The following is a 19241-nucleotide window of genomic DNA, read 5'->3' as shown; positions in this document are numbered from 1 at the left end:
ACTAGGAGCTGTCCGGTCGATCATGTGACTGGCTCGCTCCTGACTCGTTGGTCGGGGTATGGGGGCGTGATCAGCGTGGTGACTTGTCGGATGTCGAGTGGGAACGGCTCTGGCCGTTCCTGCCGGTGAGCAATGGTCGTTGTGGCCGATGGCGAGACCATCGGCAGGTAATCGACGGGATTCTGCACCGAGTGCGGACCGGTGTGCAGTGGCGCGACCTTCTCGAGCGGTTCGGGCCCTGGAAGACGGTCTACGAGCGCCACCGGCTGTGGTCCGCAGACGGCACCTGGGAACATCTGCTGCAGCAGATCCAAGCCGCAGCCGACGCCGCGGGTGACGTGGACTGGGACGTCTCGGTCGACTCAACGAGCGTGCGCGCTCATCAGCATGCCGCCGGCGCCCGCAACGACCCGCCACCTACCACGGCCGCTCCAAAGGGGGGACGACGCGGCGGAACACCTGGCCGAACCTCCGTGGCAGAGCCTGGTCGGCCGACTGGCGGAGGGGGTTCAGCAGGTGAGGCACTGGGCCGCTCGCGAGGTGGCTTCACCAGCAAGATCCACCTGAGCGCCGACGGTCGCTGCCGCCCGCTGTCCCTGCTCATCACTGCCGGCCAGCGGAGTGACAGCCCCCAGTTCCGACCGCTGACAAGGCCTACAGCAACCGGCCGTGTCGGGAGTACCTGCGACGCCGGGGCATCCCGCACACGATCCCGGAGAAGGCCGACAGCCGGGCCGCCCGCCTGCGAAGGGGCGCACACGGCGGCCGGCCACCGGGGTTCGACGAGGACCGCTACAAGAAGCGCAACACCGTCGAACGAGCCATCAACAGGCTCAAGAACCACCGAGCAGTGGCCACCCGCTATGACAAGCGTGGCTACGTTTTCCTCGGCACCATCACGGCGGCAAGCCTCGTCATCTGGCTCCACACATGACCGACCGGAGAGTTCCTAGGAGCTCACCTCAACCGGTGCGTTGTTGTGAGCGACCATCAGCTGAGCCATCCTGTGCAACCGAGTCCATACGTGCACGCTGTCATGTTCAGCCAGTTCGGGAAGGACCCTTTCAATCTCGTCAGAGATGAACCTCACGGTCGCCATCCCCCGCTCGTGGAGGGAGCCGCCATTGGTGATCCACGTGTACGTGCAGCCCTCCATCCTGGTGTAAATCGACACTAGATCGACGCCCGCCACCGCAAGGCTGTTCCACCTGCCGTCCCACGGCTCATCCAGCAAGCACGCAACCACGGCTACAGGGTCTTCAGCAGCATCCATACCCAATTGTCGCGGGCCGCGCCGTCGGCGAGAAGCTACGGCCGATCACCGCTGCCTGAATCCGCACCCGGCGCGGACAGGAGCCCGAGCACGAGGCAGCGCAATGATCGACCGGACAGCTCCTAGAGCATGCCTCGATACGCACCCCGGGAGGACTCTCCGAGCTTTGCTGATCAGGTTGATGTCGGGTGGATTTCGAGTCCGGCGTGGGTGAGGAAGGCGGTCAGTGGGGCGGGGCGGTGCTGGATGCGCGGTTTTGCTCGGCACCAACGAGATGGGTTCCCTCGGCCCCGCAGGGTCCGTCACCCGATCCCGACACGCGGCCGCGTGGTCTGCGCGTATGCGGAATCGCAATCGTCGATTCGGCTTCCTGTGCAACCCGACCGGGCTGTGGCGTAGTAATGAGTGGCGAGCGGAGCACGGCCTCCGGCGGCCGAGGCCGTAGGCACGAGGTTCATCAACCAGCGAGGAGCGTCACGTTGTCCGGATTCAGAGGTGTCCCCATAGCCGCCGCGCTGCTGGGCGGGGTCCTGTTGCTGACGGGGTGCACCGGTTCCTCCGGGTCCGACTCCGCCGCCGCTGCGGCCACTTCGCCTTCGCCGGAGGCGTCCGCCTCGGCAGAGGTGTCGGCGGACGTGTCGGCCCCGGCGGACGCGTCGGCGAGCGCCTCTGCCTCGGCCCTGCCGTCCGGCTCCGCCGCGTCGCCTTCGGCCCGCTCCACCACCCCCAAGGCGACCGCCGCCACCCGGCAGGCGCCCGCTTCCGTCCCCGGCTGCCGCAACCTGGCCGCCGGCGGCGAGGCCAAGGCCGCGGTGACGCGGGCGTACCAGCGCGGTTTCCCGCGACTCGTGCACATCGCACCGGCGTCGGGGCGGTTCTTCTACGGTCAGTGCGGCACCGTCCGCTACGCCGCCGCCCAGTTCCAGCCCACCCAGGGCGCCACCGAGGGCGAGCTGGTGAGCCTGCAGGACGAGGGCAGCGCCATGAAGTACTTCCGCGCCTCCTCCGGGGGCGACTGGAGTTACGTCGCCACCGACGGCTTCCCCGCGAGCGAGGGCGGTTGCCGCGCCATCTCCCAGATCCCGCGGGCCCTGGCCACGGCCTGGCGGAACTGCCGCATCGCGCGCTGAGGTAGGCCGCCGGGCGGCGCGGCACAACGGGTGCGTCACCGGGACGGCGCAGTGCGGCAGGGGCTCTCCCGCCGCGGCGCCGCCCCTGCCGCGAAGGGGAATCGCAGGTCAGGGCCGCCCTCGTCCGTCGCGCCCCGGTCGACGTACGACGTTCCTCTCATCGCACCAAACGTCCCGAATGGGTAGATTTCCAAGGAGCCGCCCTGAGGCATGGGACAACAGGACCTCCGGCCCGCCGGAGGCCGCCGAGGAACGGGGAAACCGACGATGGCCACTGACTCACCCGTGCAACTCGGCATGATCGGCCTCGGCCGCATGGGCGCCAATCTCGTGCGCCGGCTGATGCGCGACGGCCATCCGTGCGTCGTCCACGACGTCAATCGCGACGCCATGCTGGAACTGGAGAAGGAGGGCGCGACGGCCGCCGCCTCCCTCCAGGACTTCGTGGCGAAGCTGGCGCCGCCCCGGAACGTGTGGCTGATGGTCCCGGCGGGGGTGGTGCAGTCGACGCTCGACGAGCTCACCGCGCTGCTGCAATCCGACGACACCGTCATCGACGGCGGCAACTCCTACTACCGCGACGACATGGCCCGCGCCCGGCAGCTCGCCCCGCGGGGAATCCACTACGTCGACTGCGGCACGTCCGGCGGTGTCTGGGGGCTCGACCGCGGCTACTGCCTGATGATCGGCGGGGAGGACGAGCCCGTGGCACGGCTGGACCCGATCTTCCGCACCATCGCGCCCGGCCGCGGGGACGCCGAGCCCACGCCCGGCAGGACCCGGACGGACGGCACGGCGCCGGAGGGCTATCTCCACTGCGGGCCGAACGGCGCCGGGCACTTCGTGAAGATGGTCCACAACGGGGTGGAGTACGGGATGATGGCGGCCATCGCCGAGGGCCTCAGCATCATCCGGCACGCGGACGCGGGTCTGGGCCGCAGGGAAGTCGACGCCGAGACGGCGCCGCTGCGCGAGCCCGAGGCGTACCAGTACGAGATCGACGTGGCCGAGGTCGCCGAGGTGTGGCGGCGCGGCTCCGTGATCGGCTCCTGGCTGGTCGACCTCGTCGCCGACGCGCTGGCCCGCTCGCCGCAGCTGGACCAGTTCACCGGCCGGGTCTCGGACTCCGGGGAGGGCCGCTGGACGGTCCAGGCGGCGATCGACGAGAGCGTGCCCGCCCCCGTCATCAGCGCCTCGCTGGCCGAACGGTACGCGTCGCGCGGACTGGGCGAGTTCGGCGACAAGGTGCTGTCCGCGATGCGCGGCGAGTTCGGCGGCCACGCCGAGAAGACCGGTTGAGGCCGCCATGTCCCACGCTTCCCCCTCCCCCAGTCACGGCCCGGTCCCCGAGGACCACGTCGTCGTCCTGTTCGGCGCGACCGGTGACCTCGCCCGGCGCAAGCTGCTGCCCGGGCTGTTCCACCTTGCCAAGGCGGGGCTGCTGCCGGCCCGCTACCGGATCGTCGGCTCGGCGCCTGCCCAGAGCGCGCTGAGCGACGAGGAGTTCCGCAAGCACGCGAGGGACGCGGTCGCGGAGTTCGGCCGGTCGAAGCCCCAGGGCCGGGCGTGGGAGGAGTTCGAGGCCGCCCTGTCGTTCGGCGCGTGCGACGTCGGCGCCGCCGGGCCGCTGGTCGCGGCCGTGCAGGAGGCCGAGCGGGCCATCGGGGGCAGCCCGCGGCGCCTGTTCCACCTCGCGGTGCCGCCGAGCGCCTTCACCTCCGTGATCGAGACGCTCGGGGCGAGCGGGCTCTCCGAGAACGCCCGGGTGATCGTGGAGAAGCCCTTCGGCACGGACCTCGCCTCGGCACGGGCGCTCAACGCGTCGATCCACGCGGTCTTCGACGAGTCGAGGGTCTTCCGCATCGACCACTTCCTCGGCAAGGAGTCGGTCGACAACATCCTCGCGCTGCGTTTCGCCAACGGCCTCTTCGAGCCGGTCTGGAACCGCGACCACATCAGTCATGTGCAGATCGACGTGCCGGAGAGCATCAGCATCGAGGGCCGCGCGCAGTTCTTCGAGGGCACCGGCACGTTCCGGGACATGATCGTCACGCACCTCTTCCAGCTCCTGGGATTCATCGCCATGGAGCCGCCCACGGCGCTGCAGGCGCAGTCGCTGCGGGACGAGAAGGAGAAGGTCTTCGAGTCGCTGCAGCCCGTGGACCCGGCGCATGTCGTCCGCGGGCAGTACGAGGGGTACCGGTCCGAGCCGGGCGTGGACCCGAAGTCGGACACCGAGACGTTCATCGCGCTGCGGGTGGGGATCGACAACTGGCGGTGGGCCGGGGTGCCGTTCTACCTGCGCTCGGGCAAGTCCCTGGCCGAGGCGCGGCATGTCGTGACCCTGGGCTTCCGGGAGCCGGCGCTGCGCATGTTCCCGCTGGCCGCGCGCGGCCACGCCGGGGCACGGAGCAACGCGCTGGTGATCGACTTCGACGACCCGGGACGGATCACGGCCTCGTTCCTGGTGAAGGATCCGGGCCCCGCCATGCGCCTGAGCAGGGCGGAGATGGTCTTCAGCTACGCGGAGTCCTTCAACTCCATGCACGCGCTGGAGGGCTACGAACGCCTGCTGCTGGACGCGATGCTGGGCGACCAGTCGCTGTTCACCCGCTCCGACGGCATCGAGCGCCTGTGGGAGGCGTCGACCCCGCTGCTGGAGAACCCGCCCCCGGTCGAGCCGTACGCCCCGGGCTCGTGGGGGCCGGACAGCGTCCGCCGGCTGATCGCGCCGCACCACTGGAGCTTGCCGCACCGCAGGTGAGCGCCGGGGGGCCGGCCTGGGCGCACCGGGTACGGCTGTTCCCCGGTCCGCCGGTTGCGGCATGCTCTAATCTCCGGATGACGAAGATCGAATCAGGGCTGATACGACGTTGGGTGGACGGCTGGACCGTTGCCCGCTCCCTGCCCGAGGCCGAGCCGGTCGAGCCCGCAGGGGACGGCCTGCGGTCCGCATGCGACCAACCCGGCCGCGAGGTCGAGGTGTTCGCGCTGCGTGCGGACGAGGAACCGGAGTCCGTGGCACGACTGGCGGCAGCCGTCGCCGCCGCGCGGGAGATCACCTGGCTCACGGTGCCCACGCTGCGCCCGGCCGCAGTCGAAGCCGTCATGGGTGCTGCCGGACTGTGGTTGCTCCACCGGTCCGAGTGGTTCATGACGACCGATCTGACCGAGCACCCGCGGCACGCGCCCCTCGCGCCGTACGAGCGCGAGGTCCGCACGGAGGGATCGGTCACGGCCGTCTCCCTCCGCGGCCCCTCAGGGGAGGTGGCGGCGCGCGGATCCATTGCCGTGGTCGGCGGTGATGCGATCGCCGATCGCATCGAGACAGACCCCGGGCACCGCCGACGCGGCCTGGGTCGCGCCATGATGAGCGCTCTGGCGGAGTCCGCCGTCTCCCACGGTGCCCGTACCGGTCTGCTCATCGCCAGCGAGGAAGGCCGGCGCCTCTACTCCTCCCTCGGCTGGCACCACGCAGCCGACGTCCTGATCGCCCGCGGGCCGGAGGTTCCCTCCGGGCAGCGTCGGAGCTCGCCGTAGCCGTGGGTCCGTGAGTGAGTGCGTGCGCTCGGCAAGGGGCGAGGACGTGCCGTCCGACCCGTCGACCAGGCACATCGACGCGCCGTACCCCGGTGTGAAGGACGCCGGCAGGTTCACTGCCCAGGCCACCGGCACCCCTGTCAGTCCGCCACGGGAGCCGTCAGGTTCCCGATCCGCGTGACCGCCCAGCGCACCATGATCAACGTCACCATGGCGCTCGCCACGGCGGCGGTGACGATCGAGGCGGCCGAGCCGGAATGCAGCGCCGTCAGGAACGGGACGACCAGCGTGACCACCGCCGCCAGCGCCCCGGCGCCGTACCAGCCCAGGAACAGCACCGGGCCCATGCTGCCCGTAGGGGACTGGGCCGACGACATCAGCAGATGGTGCTTGGTCGCCCCCCGGCAGGCGTTGACCAGCGAAGCGCCCACCAGCGGCGGCACCAGGGCCGGTGCCAGCCACGCGCGGGCCCCCGCGCCTTCGCTTGCCAGCACCCCCGCCGCCGCCAGCGCGACCAGCAGCCCCAGCACGACGGGCACCGCCGTGTGCCGCAGCATCAGGTCCCGGTAGGGATACGGCGCCCACGACCCGCGCCGGGTGTCATCGGTCTCCACCCGGGCGGGCTCCATCAGCTGGGTCAGCGACCAGTAGCCGAAAACCAGTGCGGCCAGCGCTGACGTCACGCCCGTCCCGCCGTGCGCCGAGGCCGCCAGCACCGCGCCCAGCACTGCCAGCGCCCCGAGCACCACCGCTCTGCCCAGCCGGCCCGGAGTCCGCATCAGCGCGAGCGTGTCCCGCCACGGCACCGCCAGTTCCCGCCGGCGGGGCGCCGGCAACCTCCATCGCGCCGACCGGCCCCCGCCGGTGACCCCGGCCACCGCCTGCCGCGCGGTACGGAACTCCACCGTGCGCAGGGCGGCCATCACACCGGTCGCGGTCCGCGAACGCCGCCGTACCGCGGAGAGCGCCAGCGACCCGGTGAAGCGGTGTGCCGCGACCAACGCGCCGGCCACCACGACCGCCAGCAGGACGCCCGCGGCCCAGCCGCCCGGCAGCGCGGCCGGCGTGGGGGCCAGCGCGGCCAGCCCGGCCCAGCCCCAGGGCCCGGACCACAGCTCCACGCGTTCCAGTACGGGCAGCCGGTGGCCGCTGACCGCCATCACGGTCTGCGCCACCAGCGCCAGCACCGCCATGGCGACGTACGGGGTGGCCAGCCGGGCCCAGCGGGCCACCCGCTCGCTGCCTTCCACGGCGGTGGCCAGCGCGATGGCCAGCAGCGGCAGACCGATGCCGCCCAGCAGGCACCAGCCGAACGCGGCAGGCAGCCCCACGCCGACCGTCAGGCCCAGCGCGATCATGCCGATCGCCGCGATCAGCAGCCCGGCTCCGCCGGCGATCGCGGCCGACCCCCAGAACCACGGCCGCAGCACCTTGGCGACGTTCACCGGCTGGGCCAGCATCCAGTCAACGGTCTCGCGCGGCGGCACCACCGGCCCGCGCCACTGGGCGTCCCAGGAGGCGATCAGCAGCCATCCCAGCCCCAGCGCGCAGGATCCGGCCGGCAGCGCGGCCAGGATCGCCGGTCCGTGACCGGAGTAGTCGGCGCCCATCGACTTCTCGAGGAACAGCCCCAGGCTCGGCAGCCCTCCCCACACCGCGAGGAGCAGCGCCACGCAGTACACGGTGTAGGCGATCTGGCTGGTCCTCTTGCGGCGGTGCGGGGTGCGCAGGTCGCGGACCAGCCGCTGCGTCTCCCGCGTCCAGTCGTCCTCGTCGGACCAGGCCGCGGCGTGCTCCCCGGTCTCGTCGGTCTCCTCGGCGAGGGTGGTCACCGGGCACCGTCCGAGGTCTCGGCCAGCCAGGTCAGTCCGTCGGTCCCGGTGGCGAGCACCTTGTCCGGGTGGCCGTCGGCCACCACCTTGCCGTCGCTGAGGACCAGCACCTGGTCGGCGACCGCCCGGGCCAGTTCTGCGTGGTGTGTGACCAGCAGCACGGCGACGCCTTCCGCGGTTTCCTTCTTGATCAGGTCCGCCAGCTGCCGCCGCGCTCCCGGGTCCAGTCGCTGTTCCGGCTCGTCCAAGAGCAGCAGGTCGCGCGGCCGGACCATCGCGGAGGCCAGCAGGAGGGACTGGAGCTGCCCGGAGGACAGTGCGCCGGGGAGCGCGTCGGCGTGGTCGGTCAGCTTCCGCTCGGCCAGTACGTGGCCGATCCAGTCGCCGGCGTCCTCCACACCGTGGGCCACCGCCACCAGCTGCAGGTGCTCGCGCACGGTGAGGTCGGGGTAGCAGGCCGCGGTGTCGCCGACCACCGCCACCCGGGCCCGGACGGCCGGGTCGTTCTCGTTCATCGGCTTGCCGTCGAACGTCACGGTGCCGGTGCTCGGCTTGTCGCGACCGGCCGCTATGCGCAGCAGTGTCGATTTGCCCGAGCCGTTGTGGCCGAGCAGGGCCACGCACTTCCCGGATCGCAGTCGCAGGTTCATCGTGGCCAGCGCCGTGCGCTTGCCGTAGACCCGGCTGACGCCTCTGAGCTCGAGCAGTGGTGGTGCACCCATGTCGCCGGGCCTCTCGTCAAGCATGATCGCTGTCCCCGCTTCGACCTCGGGATGACGGCCCGGAGCGGCCCGGCCATTCTCCATGCTTTGTCCGACCGGGGGCCATCGGCCCTGGGTGTCCTCGGGTTCCCCTCCGCACGCCCTCGCGCCGACGGGTCGGGCCCTGCGCATGTTGCCGCCGGCAGTGGGAGGTGGTGCCGCAGGTGATTGGCGGTGCACGTCCATGCGGTCCACGTGCCGTGTCTCGGGCCGGTGGTGCTGGGCGTTCTCACGTACGCCCCGGGCTGGGGAACCGAGGACGCCGTGGTCGGATGACGTGCGTCGCTGTCGCCCACCCCTGGCGAACCGCAGTCGGTGATGATGTGCGATTCCTCAACGCAGGCGATCCAGAATGTAGTGCCGCAGGGAAGCGGTTGCCCTGCTCTCCGTGCGCGTGGTCGACCACGCCAGGAGAATGGGGCGGGACGCCGGCGGACTACTGATCGGAATTTCGATCGAATCGCTCGCATCCGGCGCGGCGGCCAGGATGCAGACGCCGAATCCGGCCGCGGTCAGGCCGCGCAGGGTGGCGGTGTCGGTGCTCTCGAACACGATGTGCGGAGTGAACCCGGCAAGAGCGCAGAGCTGTTCCGTAGTGGTCCGCAAACCGTATCCGCGGGGCAGGGCGAGGAAGTTTTCCGAGGCGACGTCGGCGAGCGCCACCCGGGTGCGCGTGGCCAGCGGGTGCGCCGGGGGAACGACGAGCACGAGTTGCTCAGTGAGCAGCTTCGCGGCGGCGAACTCCGGGGAATCCGGTGCCGGCGAGGTCAGGCACAGATCGATATCGCCTTCGCGCAGTGCGTTGTGCAGAAACTCGGATCCTCCTTGATGCAGGGTGATCTTCACTTCAGGGTGGCTGCCGCGGTAAGCGCGCAGGATCTCAGGTACCAGACGAGATCCCAGACTGTTGAGGAATCCGAGAGCTACCGCACCTCCGTTGCCGTCCAGGTTCTCGGAGAGGTCCGCACTGGCCCGATCGAGACCCTCCGAGCATCGCAGCAGCGCTTGCTGGAGGGCTCGGCCGTGGCGGGTCAATCGGACATGCCGCCCGACGCGGGTGATCAGGGGCAGTCCGAGCCCGCGCTCCCATCGGACCAGCGCACGGCTGAGGCTGGACTGTGCAACTCCCAGCTCCGCTGCGGCATGTGTGAGGTTCTCGTGACGGGCGATCGCGAGGAACTGAACCAGCGGTGAGGCGAAGACGTCCGCCACGTCCGGCTTCGCGGGACGGGGGTTGGCCACGAAGCCATTATGCGCGGGCGCATCATCGGCCCGCAAAACCGCATTGGACGCATCAATGCGACGCTGTCAGGCTCGCAGTCGTGGTCACCCATGCGCAATGCGATCCCGAGTGTCCGGTGCGGACGGACGAACGCGACTCGCGAACCTTGCCCGGCGGACGGCATCCCGCTGCCGCACATGTGCGGGTCACCTCTGGTCCGGTCGGCGACGATGCGGTGGCCCCCATGCCGGCTTCGCGGCCATGACATGGTGGCATGCGGTGATCATCTTGGTCGCCGGAATCTGGGCCGGCGCCATCAATTCGGTGGTCGGTTCGGGCACCCTCGTGACATTCCCGGTGCTGGTGGCGCTCGGCTACCCGCCGCTGACCGCGACCACCTCGAACGCGATCGGGGTGGCGCCGGGTTCCCTCAGCGGCGCGATGGGATATCGCCACGAGCTGAAGGGGTTCGGGCCGCAGCTGGCCCGGCTCTCGGTCGCCTCGTTCTTCGGCGCGATATGCGGCACGGTCCTGCTGCTGTCACTGCCGCCGAACGCGTTCGAGTCGTTCCTGCCGCTGCTGGTCGGCCTCGCCGTAGTACTGGTGGCCGTGCAGCCCAAGGTCTCCGGGTGGATCGCGCGACGCCGCGCAGCCGATGGTGTCATGGACGCGGACCATCCCGGCATCACCCCGCTGCTGCTGTTCTTCACCTTTCTGATCGGTGTCTACGGCGGGTATTTCACCGCCGCACAGGGTGTGCTGATGATGGGGGTGATGGGCATGATGCTGTCCGAACCTCTGCAGCGGCTCAACGGCGTGAGAAACGTACTGTCCGCCTTGGTGAACGTCGTCGCAGGCACGATCTACGCCTTCGGGGCGCCGGTCAACTGGTCCGTTGTCGCCCTCCTCGCGGTCGGCTCGACCCTCGGTGGGCAGCTCGGCGCCAAGATCGGACTCAAGCTGAAGCCAGCCGTGCTCCGCGGCGTGATCGTCGCGGTCGGTGTCGGCGCGATGGTCCATCTGGTGGCGAAGTAGGCAAGCCCTCCGCCGCGTTCGGGACATGCCGTTTCGATACGCCGCACACGCAGGCCCGGGGACATGCCGGAGGCGGGGGCGAACGTTTCCCTCGTTCCGGGCGCCTTTGCCCAGCGGCCGCCGCGCTCCCCCACCGGGATCAGCGCGCGGGGGGCTGCCCGGACGACTCGGGCGCGAGGTCGGCGAGCAGGGTGTCCAGCACTGCCTCCTCCTCCACGCGGACGCCGTGCTCGGCCAGGGCTTCGGCGAGTGACGGGTCCCACGGGGAGGCCGCGGGAACGCCGGCCAGGGGCACCAAGCTGTCGCGGGCCGCGGCACGGTAGTCGGCGGCCGTGTAGCGCCAGGGAGTCCAGGGGACACGCGCGAGCAGGGCGGCGGCGATGCGCAGTCCGCCCCAGTCGAAGTCACCGTGGTAGCGCAGGCTCGCACCCTGCTCCGCCATCCGCCGCAGAAGCGTGAGGGCGGCGGCGGAGGGCTGGCCCTGGAGGCACACCAGGGGCGGGCAGTGCGCCCCGTACGCGTCGGCGGCGGCCGCCACGACCGCGGGGTTCTCGCAGACGTGCACCGCCGCCACCGGCGTGAGCGGCGGTGTGCCCGCGGTGAGTTGGCGGAGGGTGAGTACGGCCGGTTCGCCGTTCGCGGTGAGCCAGTCCAGGGCGGGGGTGCCGCGCAGGCCGAGGGTGAGGACCGTGGAGGACAACTCGTCGCGGAGCAGTCCGGCCGAGGCCCATGCCTCGCGTCGCCACTCGGTCCCGGAGCCGTCGGGGAATCCGGTCAGCGCGCGTATTCCGGACAGGGTGAGGGTGGCCAGTGGTGTTCCGTCGTCGAGGGCGTGCGCGGAGCCGAGGACGCGGGCGGCGAAGGCGGGCAGCGAGACCGCGGGGTCCGCGGGGAGTTCGCGCAGGACCCGGACGGTGGCTGCCAGCAGGTCGTCGGCCGACTCGGGTGTGCGGGCGAGGCGCCGTACGAGACCGTCGGCGCGCAGCCGCGCCGTCCAGGCGGCGAGCCCGGGGAGCCGGTCCAGCCGCGCGTACGCCGTCTGCCAGGCGCGGTCCTCGTCGGCGCGCGTCTCGCGCAGGGGCACCACGGGTCCGGTGAGGGCCGTGACGGCGGCGGCGAGGCCGTCCGGGCTGATGCCGGAGCGGCGCAGCACGGCGTCCACCGCGTCCAGCCGGATCGTCAGGGAGCGGCCGCCGCCGGGCGGCCTGCCCAGCAGGCTCTCGGCCGCCCGGCGCTGGGCCTCGGTGGGTGCGCCGAGGGACACGCCGCCGGTGAGGGGTTCCTCGCGTTCCATCCGGCGGCGGGCCCGCTCGACGAGCCAGGTGAGGTCGGGGCCGCCGAGCAGGCGCCTGAGGCGGACGGTGTCCACGGGCGCCGGTTCCGCCGGCAGGGCCCCACAGGGGGGCGGTGTCGTGCGGCCCGCCTCCGGCTGCGCGTTCACAGGGCCTTCTGCTCTTCGAACTCCTGCTCCGCAGGGGCGTGTTCTGTGTCCGGCTGCTCCGGGTCCACTGTCCGCGTCCTCGTCGTGCCGTCCCACTCCCAGCGGGTGACGAGGACCGCGGCGACCTCGTCGATGCGCGAGAGCTGGGCGATGGCGATGCCGGGCACCTGCGGGTAGCAGGCCCATTCGCGTTCGCTGGTCATCACGACGTCGAGGTCGAAGGCGTGGAGCAGGCCGAGGCACTTGGCGCGGGAGTCGTCGTCGACGCCGGCGAACGCCTCGTCGAGGGTGACCAGGCGCGGGGCGTGCGGGTTGCCGGCGGTGGCGTAGTGGGAGGAGGCCGCGGCGAACAGCGGGACGCAGACGGCGAGGACGCGCTCGCCGCCGGAGGCGGGGCCGGTGGCGGGGACCCATCGGCCCTGCTGGTGGCGTTCGATGCCGAACTCGTGCCATGTGCGGTAGTCGAGGGCGGCGGTCAGGTGTTCCAGCCAGCTGCCGGAGGCGTCCTCGCTCTGCCGTGCGGTGATCTGCGCTTCGAGGAACTCACCGACGGCGGCCCGGTCCTCGGGTGTCCAGGCGTCGGCCGACTGGCGCAGCCGGGCGCGGGCCTGGGCGAGTCCGGCGGGGGCTTTGCGTGAGGGGCGCCAGACCAGGCGGAGTTTCATGCCGGTGGAGGTGGGTCGCTGCTCCAGTTCGTCGTTCATGGCGGCGACCTGGCGCTCGGCCGCGCCGATCAGTTCCTGGAGGGTGCCGGCGACTTCGGTGATGAGGTGGGTCTCCAGGATCTCGCGTTCGTGGGAGGACAGGATGCGGCTGAGTTCGCCGACCTCGACGGCGAGGGCGTCGGCGAGTTCGGGGACGGCGCGGGCGCGGCCCTGGTAGACGATGTCCACGACCATGCCGTCCTCGACCATGCGGGCGGCGGCGGAGTGCCCGTGGCGGGACAGGGCGTCCTGGAGGGTTTTCAGCTCTTCGCCGAGTCGCTTCTGCACGCGCTCCCAGGCGGCCTCGGAGTCGTCGGTGGCCGCGAGGTCGGCCTCGACGGCTCGGGCGAGTGCGACGGCGGCGGTGGCGCTCCAGGGTCCGGCGTCGTTCGGGGGCAGGTCGGTGCCGGGCAGGGCGACGGTGAGGAGTCCGGTGCCGGTGAACCGCTGGAGGGCGGCGATCGCGGTGGCGCGGGCGGCGACGGATTCGGCGATGTCCCGGTCGAGTTGCTCGATGCGTCCTCCTGCCTTGCCTCCGCGTTCGACCGCCTCGGTGTGGGCCTGCTGGGTGCTCTTGCGGCCCGCGGCGTTCGCGGCGAGGGCGGTGGCGGTCTCGGCGAGGCGGCGTTCCAGTTCGGCGACGGCCGCCCCGACGGTGGAGCGCAGGGTGGTGTGGCGTTCGTCGGCCGCTGCGGCGTCGTGTCCGGCCTCCTCGGCGCGCAGGGCGAGTTCGGCGGCGCGCTCGGCCGCCTGGGCGGCGTCGCCGCGTTCCTGCTCGACGGTGCGGGCGGCCTCGGTGCGTTCGCGCAGCGCGGGCCAGAGGGATGCCAGGGCGACGTCGAGTGCGGACAGGGCCTGGCGTACGGCGGCGAGCCCCGGGCCGTCGGCGGGCAGGCCGAGATCGGCCGTGGTCCGGGCGAGTTCGGCGGTGGCCTGTTCGGCCCGCCCGGTCGCCTCGGTGAGGTCGGCGGCCCGCTCGTTCCTGCGTCGTGTGGCCCTGCCGGTCTGCTGGGCGGCAGATTCCAGCATGGCGTGGGCCTGTCGCAGAGGCGCGTCGTCGGGTACGGCGGCGAGCTCGGAGTCGAGCGTGCGGCGGCGGGCCGCCACGGTCTGCGCCTCGGCGGTGACCGCCGCCTCCTCGGTGGCGAGACCGGCGAGTTCCGTTCGCAGTACGGCGATCCTGGCGCGCCGGGCTTCCTCGCGGGCTCCCTCGCCGATGTATTCGGCGGCGGGCTTGGCCCAGCGGCCGGTGAGGGCGCCGGTCCGGAAGCGGCCGTCGGCGTGGACCCAGGTGTCGGTGTGCGGGGCGGTGTCGTGGGGCCCGTAGCCGATTGCGGCGAGCAGCCGGGCCACCGTCTCCTCCCCCACGGCGGCGGCTGCCGCGTCGCCTCCGTCGACGGCCGGCCGGAGTACGTCGTCCAGTGCTGTGGTGAGGAGGCGGCCGTGCGGCGGGGCGAGCAGGATGTCGTGACCGTCCGCGCCCAGGGCCGTACCGTCCGGGCGTACCCAGGCGTCCAGCAGTCCGGATGCTTCCAGTGCCGCCTCGATGCCGGCGCGGTCCTGCTCGGGGACCGTTTCGCGGAAGTCCACCAGCCGCCACAGGGGTGCGCCGGGCACCCCGTCGCGTACGCCGGGGGTGCGGGTGTACGGGGGCCGGGGACCGCGGCGGCCGCCGGATTCCAGGACGCCGAGTTCCGCTTCGGCGGTTCGGCGCCTGCCGCTCAACTCGCCCTGCTGTTGGGTCACTTCGGCGGTTCGGGCGGCCAGTTCTCCGGAGCGTGTGCGGTGGGCCAGGACCGCCGCTTCCCGGGCCGGGTACGGCCCGTTGAGATGCTCCGTCCACTCCTGGAGCTCGTCCAGCAGGCCGACCGGATCGGGGTACGCCAGTTCCGTCCATCCGGCGGCTCGCTCGCGCACGGCGCCGAGCAGGTCCCGGCTCGTGGTCTGGACGGCGCCGTGGGCGAGGGCGTGGTCCTCCTGGGTGTGGGCGAGGTCGGACTCGGCCTCGTCGAGACGGCGGGAGGCGGCCAGGCGGTCGGCTGCGGCGCGGTCCGCTGCGTCGGCGAGCTCCTGCACGTGGTCGAGGGTTCGGCGCCTGCGGTCCGCCGCCGCCGCGACGGCGTCGCGGTCCGGTTCCCGGTCCTCGGGCAGTTCCACCCGGGCGTCCGTCGCGGCGTCGCGTACTTTGGCGAGTGCCTTCCCGGCCTGGTGGCCGGCCGCGTCGAGCCGGTTCTCGGCGGCGGTCAGGCGGTTCCGCGCCCGCGTGAGCACGTGCTCGGCCTGCAGCCGGTCGCCTTCGGCGCGGTCGCGGGCGTCGGCGGTGTTCCGGGCGTGCCGGGCGGCCTGTTCCAGTTCGCGGGCGCTGCGCATCTCCGGGCCCTCGCGCAGGGCCGCGTCCTGGGCCTTGAGCCGGGCCTCGGTCTCTTCCAGGGCGGCAAGGCGCTCCTCGGCCTCGGCGCGTTCCTCGTCCGCCCTGGTCCTGTCGGTCCGCGCTTCGGACAGTTCGCGTTGCAGGGATTCGTACCGTGCGTGTTCGGTGCGCGGCAGCCGGGCCCGGCGGCGGGAGGCGATGCGGGCGTAGCGGCGGTAGTGGTCGAGGAAGGCGGAGGCGGCCTTCTCGGCCTCGGCGGCGGAGCGCAGCTCCTCCTTCTCCTCGTCCAGGGAGCGGAAGGCCTCCGCGACGTCGGCGATGACGGCCTGGTCCATGGGCGGCAGGGCCTCGGTCAGCGCCTTGGACAGGGCGGCTTCGTTGGGGCGCTTGGACAGCTGCGGCTGGCGGAGTTGGATGAGGAGGTCCACCAGGGCGGCGTAGCGCTGTTCGCCGAGGCCGAACAGGGCCTCGTCCACGGCCCTGCGGTAGGCGCCCGCCTGGTCGTAGACCATGCCGTGGCCGGTGACGGCCTCGGCGATCCGGTCGCGGGACAGGGGGGTTCCGGTGGCGTCGAGGAAGGCGAGCCCCTGTCCGGCGCGCTGGTCGGTGACGACGAACCAGTGGCGGACGATGCCGCGCCCGGAGACGGCCTTGAGGCCGCAGGCGAGGGTGCGGAAGTGCTCCTCGCCGGTGGTCTCGTCGCGCCGTCCGAACTCGATCCAGGTGTAGCCGAGCCGCTCGGGGTGCGGGTGCTCGCCGCCGAGCAGGAGGTTCCACTCCATGCGCTTGCCGGGGTCGGCGTCGGGTTCGACGCGGCGCGCGGACAGGTCGCCGTCGAGGAGGAAGGGCAGGGTGAGGGCGAGGACCTTGGACTTGCCGGTGCCGTTGTTGCCGCGCAGCAGCAGGCGGCCGTCCTTGAAGTGGAACTCCTCGGTGTCGTAGAGGAAGAGGTCGACCAGTCCGGTGCGCAGCGGCTGCCAGCGGGACCGGCCGGGGCGGGGCAGATCGGGCCCGGCTCCGACGGTGGCCGGTGACGGATGGCGGGGGGCGGGGAGAGCGGCGGTCATCGCTGCGTGGTCCTTGGCTGGGCGGTCCTTGGCCGGGGGGCCTTTCCGGGTTCGAGCACGACGGTCTCGCCGACGGCGTAGCGCGCGAGGGCGGGGCGGGGCGCGACCCCGTCCGGGGTGCGGACGGCGAGGGACAGGGCGGTGAGTTTGGTGAGGGCCTGCTCGACGAGTTCGCCTTCGGCGCCCGGCTCGCGGGCGGTTTTGGCCCAGAACCCGCCGTGCTCGTCGGCGAGTTCGCGCACCTTGCGCTTCAGCTCCTCGGTGGTGACCGGCCCCCGGCGGGCGGCGAGGTGTTCGGCGAGGAGGAGGGTGACGTGGCCGTGCGTGCCCTGTTCGGGCATGCGGACGTCGGTGAGGTCGTCGTCGGGGTCGATCATGGCGATGCCTTCGGCCCGGACTTCGGGGACCAGACCGGTGAGTTCGGTGATGCGGGCGGTGAGGAAGCCGCGCTGCCGGGTCAGGTAGGCGAGTTCGGTGTCGGTGAGGGTGTCGTAGTAGAGGACGGGGTCGTCCAGCAGGCGGCGGGTGAGGGAGCGGCGCAGGGCGCGGAAGCGCAGTTCGTCGCTGTCGAGCGCGGTCTCGGCGGTCAGCGCGGCGAGCCGCTGCTCGAAGCCGTGCTCCTGGATCAGGGACGGTCCGTGCCGCGCGGCGAGGAGCCCGGCCAGCACGCGCCGCTCGACGTCGTAGAGCGCGTCGCCCGCTCCGCTGACGTACGCGTCCTCGTCCCCCGCGACCCGGCGCAGCACGCCGAGGGCGAGCAGCAACCGGACCACGGCGGCGAGGTCGAGGCGTTCGTCGCGCCGGTCGAGGGTGAACTCGATCCCTGCGGCGACCAGCTGGGGGTCGGCGGCGTCCAGGACGACTTGTTCGGCGAGGCGGCCGAGCGCGATCTGCTTCTCGCCGCGCTCCAGCGCCGCGAGCGCCAGGCACAGCAGGACGTAGCGGCGGCGGGTGAAGGGGGCGCCGGCGCGGCTGGCCTCACGTGCGGGGTGGGTGGGGTCGGTGAGGGCACCGGGGGCTTTGCGCAGCCGGGCGGCTTCCGCGTCGACGACGAGGGCCCAGCCCGTGTTGCGCTCGAACCAGTCCCGCAGTTCGGACGCGTGCTGCCGGACCAGCCGGAAGGCGTCGGCGTGCGGTCCGTGGGCGAGGAGCAGCGGGTGGGCGAGCAGGGCGCGGGCGGCCTTGCGGAGTTCGGCGGCGCGCTGGCCGTCCAGGACCTCGGCGAGGGGGGTGCTCACGGCGCCTCCTGGGTGAGGTCGACGATGTGGATCAGGTGGTCGGGGCCGCGGAACACCCCGCCGGGGGTGCGGATCTCGGCGGTCGTCCCGTCGCCGAGGGCGCTGAGGCGGATCTCCATCGAGCCGTCGTTGCTGGTGGCGGTGGTGCGGGTCATGCCGGGCCGCCAGGTGGCGAGGGCGTCGCCGAGCAGTTGGAGGAAGAGGCCGAAAGCGAGCGGGTCGAGTTCGCCGAGCGCGGAGAGCCGGGTGGTGCCGTCGGTGGTGAGCCGGGCGCGGGCCGCGGCGGTCTCGGCGGTCTGCTTGGCCGCGATCTCCGCCAGGCGGCGCCGGGCCTGCGAACGGTCCTCGACCCTGCGGGGCTTGCCGCGCCGCTCGTAGCTGCCGGTACGGCGCAGCTGGGGGCTGATCCGCAAGGGCTCGGCCTCGGCCCAGGGGGTGGCGGCGGGCAGCGGCCGGGCGGTGCGGGCGGCGAGGGTGTCCGCGTCGACGGTGAGATGGCGGGCGGGGTAGAGGCCGAAGGCGGAGCGCCACAGCCGGTGCCGGGCGTCGTCGTCGGGGGCCTGCGCGAACCATCGGGCGAGGGTGCGGAAGTCCGCGGAGCGGTCGGAGCGTCCGGCGCGCCGTTCGTTCAGTGCGCGGACCACGGCCAGCAGCTGGGGAATCGCCCCGAGGGCCCGCCCGCGCAGCAGCCGGGCCTGCGAGTCGCGTCCGTCGCGGCTGATGAACCACGCCCCGAGCCCGCTCCACCGGGCCTGCCAGCGCTCGTACGCCTCGCGCTGGGCGCTCTCGGCGGCGTCCGGGGAGGCGTCGGCGGCCTCGCGGGCGGCGGCGGTGACCAGGAGGGCGTCGATGCGGTCCTCGAGTTCGAGGATGAGCTGGGCGATGCGGCCGCCGAGCGTGATCAGGTCCTGGATGAACCGCTCCAGGTACTGGATGAGCTGATCCTTGTAGGCGAGGAACGCCTCCTGTGAGACGTCGTGGAGGTCGATGGTGCGCTGCAGCGAGCCCATGAAGGCGCGGGCGTTGTCGGCGAGGGCGGCGAAGCGGCTGGCGAGCCCGTCCAGGGCGAGGTGGGTCTTGGCGGGGTCGGGGCTCTCCTCGGCGGCGAGCACGAGCAGGGCCCGCAGCTGGGTGACGATGTCGTGCAGGGCGACGGCCTGCAGTGAGCCGCGCCGCCCGAGCGCCTGGTCGTACGCGGCCAGGGCGTCCTCGGCGGCTTCGCCGGCCTGGGTGAGCTGGTACACGTACCGCTTGCGGTAGAAGTCCTCGACCGCGGTGACCCGGGCGGTGTCGGGATCGGCCCGCAGATTGCCCCACGCCGGCTGGCTCAGGCTGTCCAGCGCCTTCGCCACGGTCTCCGCCTCGGCGGGGCGCGCGGCGACGGGCAGCGCCGCGTGCACGTCCTCGGGGCGGAGGTGGACCGCGTACCGCTCCTTGGCCTGCAGGAACACCCGCATGATGTGCCGGTAGAGGGCGGCGGTGGGGGTGCTGAGGTGCGCGAAGGGGCCGTAGGCGGGGGCTGGGTGTGGCTGGGGCGGTGGCGAATGGGTCATCGCAGGTCATTGTGGCCGACGTACGCCGTTGAGCACGAGCCTTGACCGGGATTGGTCAGCCCGGGGCCGGACTC

At 72.6% G+C, this 19241-nt stretch carries 12 protein-coding genes and 1 pseudogene; 6 read left to right on the top strand and 7 right to left on the bottom strand.

What is annotated here, in order from left to right:
- Window positions 1–47: 47 nt before the first annotated feature.
- From CHF15_RS27490 to CHF15_RS27465, 5 genes and pseudogenes are all read left to right on the top strand, one after another.
- Window positions 48–934, top strand: a pseudogene (locus CHF15_RS27490) (IS5 family transposase).
- Between the two features lie 818 nt (window positions 935–1752).
- Window positions 1753–2403, top strand: a complete 651-nt coding sequence (locus CHF15_RS27480) for a hypothetical protein (RefSeq protein WP_143681643.1) — start codon at window positions 1753–1755, stop codon at window positions 2401–2403.
- A 267-nt stretch (window positions 2404–2670) separates the two neighbouring features.
- The gene (gene gnd, locus CHF15_RS27475; protein WP_089226557.1) at window positions 2671–3702 is read left to right on the top strand and encodes a phosphogluconate dehydrogenase (NAD(+)-dependent, decarboxylating); all 1032 of its coding nucleotides are present in this window, start codon (window positions 2671–2673) and stop codon (window positions 3700–3702) included.
- A gap of 7 nt (window positions 3703–3709) precedes the next feature.
- Entirely contained in the window at window positions 3710–5167 is a 1458-nt protein-coding gene (gene zwf / locus CHF15_RS27470) for a glucose-6-phosphate dehydrogenase (RefSeq protein ID WP_089226556.1), read from the top strand.
- 77 nt (window positions 5168–5244) lie between these two features.
- Window positions 5245–5943 carry a GNAT family N-acetyltransferase gene (locus CHF15_RS27465; RefSeq protein WP_089226555.1) on the top strand — a complete coding sequence of 233 codons (699 nt, stop codon included), beginning with the start codon at window positions 5245–5247 and terminating at the stop codon, window positions 5941–5943.
- A 140-nt stretch (window positions 5944–6083) separates the two neighbouring features.
- Here the strand turns inward: CHF15_RS27465 and CHF15_RS27460 are convergent, their stop codons facing one another.
- The 3 genes from CHF15_RS27460 to CHF15_RS27450 form a co-directional block, all read right to left on the bottom strand.
- Window positions 6084–7775, bottom strand: a complete 1692-nt coding sequence (locus CHF15_RS27460) for a hypothetical protein (RefSeq protein WP_089226554.1) — start codon at window positions 7773–7775, stop codon at window positions 6084–6086.
- A complete protein-coding gene (locus CHF15_RS27455) occupies window positions 7772–8521 on the bottom strand; it encodes an ABC transporter ATP-binding protein (RefSeq protein ID WP_245939065.1) in 750 nt (249 codons plus the stop codon). The genes CHF15_RS27460 and CHF15_RS27455 overlap by 4 nt, the downstream gene beginning before the upstream one ends.
- 348 nt (window positions 8522–8869) lie before the next feature.
- Window positions 8870–9778, bottom strand: a complete 909-nt coding sequence (locus tag CHF15_RS27450; protein ID WP_143681642.1) for a LysR family transcriptional regulator — start codon at window positions 9776–9778, stop codon at window positions 8870–8872.
- Between the two features lie 241 nt (window positions 9779–10019).
- Here CHF15_RS27450 and CHF15_RS27445 point away from each other — a divergent pair, with 241 nt between their 5' ends.
- Entirely contained in the window at window positions 10020–10793 is a 774-nt protein-coding gene (locus CHF15_RS27445; RefSeq protein ID WP_089226551.1) for a sulfite exporter TauE/SafE family protein, read from the top strand.
- A gap of 139 nt (window positions 10794–10932) precedes the next feature.
- Here CHF15_RS27445 and CHF15_RS27440 read toward each other — a convergent pair whose 3' ends face one another.
- From CHF15_RS27440 to CHF15_RS27425, 4 genes are all read right to left on the bottom strand, one after another.
- A complete protein-coding gene (locus tag CHF15_RS27440) occupies window positions 10933–12162 on the bottom strand; it encodes a TIGR02679 family protein (protein WP_179279975.1) in 1230 nt (409 codons plus the stop codon).
- Window positions 12163–12230: 68 nt separating this feature from the next.
- Window positions 12231–16376: a TIGR02680 family protein gene (locus CHF15_RS27435; protein ID WP_089226550.1), complete on the bottom strand. Its 4146-nt coding sequence runs from the start codon at window positions 16374–16376 to the stop codon at window positions 12231–12233.
- Window positions 16373–17614 carry a TIGR02678 family protein gene (locus tag CHF15_RS27430; RefSeq protein WP_089226549.1) on the bottom strand — a complete coding sequence of 414 codons (1242 nt, stop codon included), beginning with the start codon at window positions 17612–17614 and terminating at the stop codon, window positions 16373–16375. Before CHF15_RS27430 ends, CHF15_RS27435 begins: the two co-directional genes overlap by 4 nt.
- Window positions 17611–19167, bottom strand: coding sequence for a TIGR02677 family protein (locus CHF15_RS27425; protein WP_089226548.1), 1557 nt, complete (start codon window positions 19165–19167; stop codon window positions 17611–17613). The genes CHF15_RS27430 and CHF15_RS27425 overlap by 4 nt, the downstream gene beginning before the upstream one ends.
- Window positions 19168–19241: the final 74 nt, after the last annotated feature.

Source organism: Actinacidiphila glaucinigra (assembly GCF_900188405.1).
GTDB lineage: Bacteria > Actinomycetota > Actinomycetes > Streptomycetales > Streptomycetaceae > Actinacidiphila > Actinacidiphila glaucinigra.
Note: the sequence above shows the minus strand (reverse complement) of the source record. Positions and strands in the feature narration are given on the sequence as shown.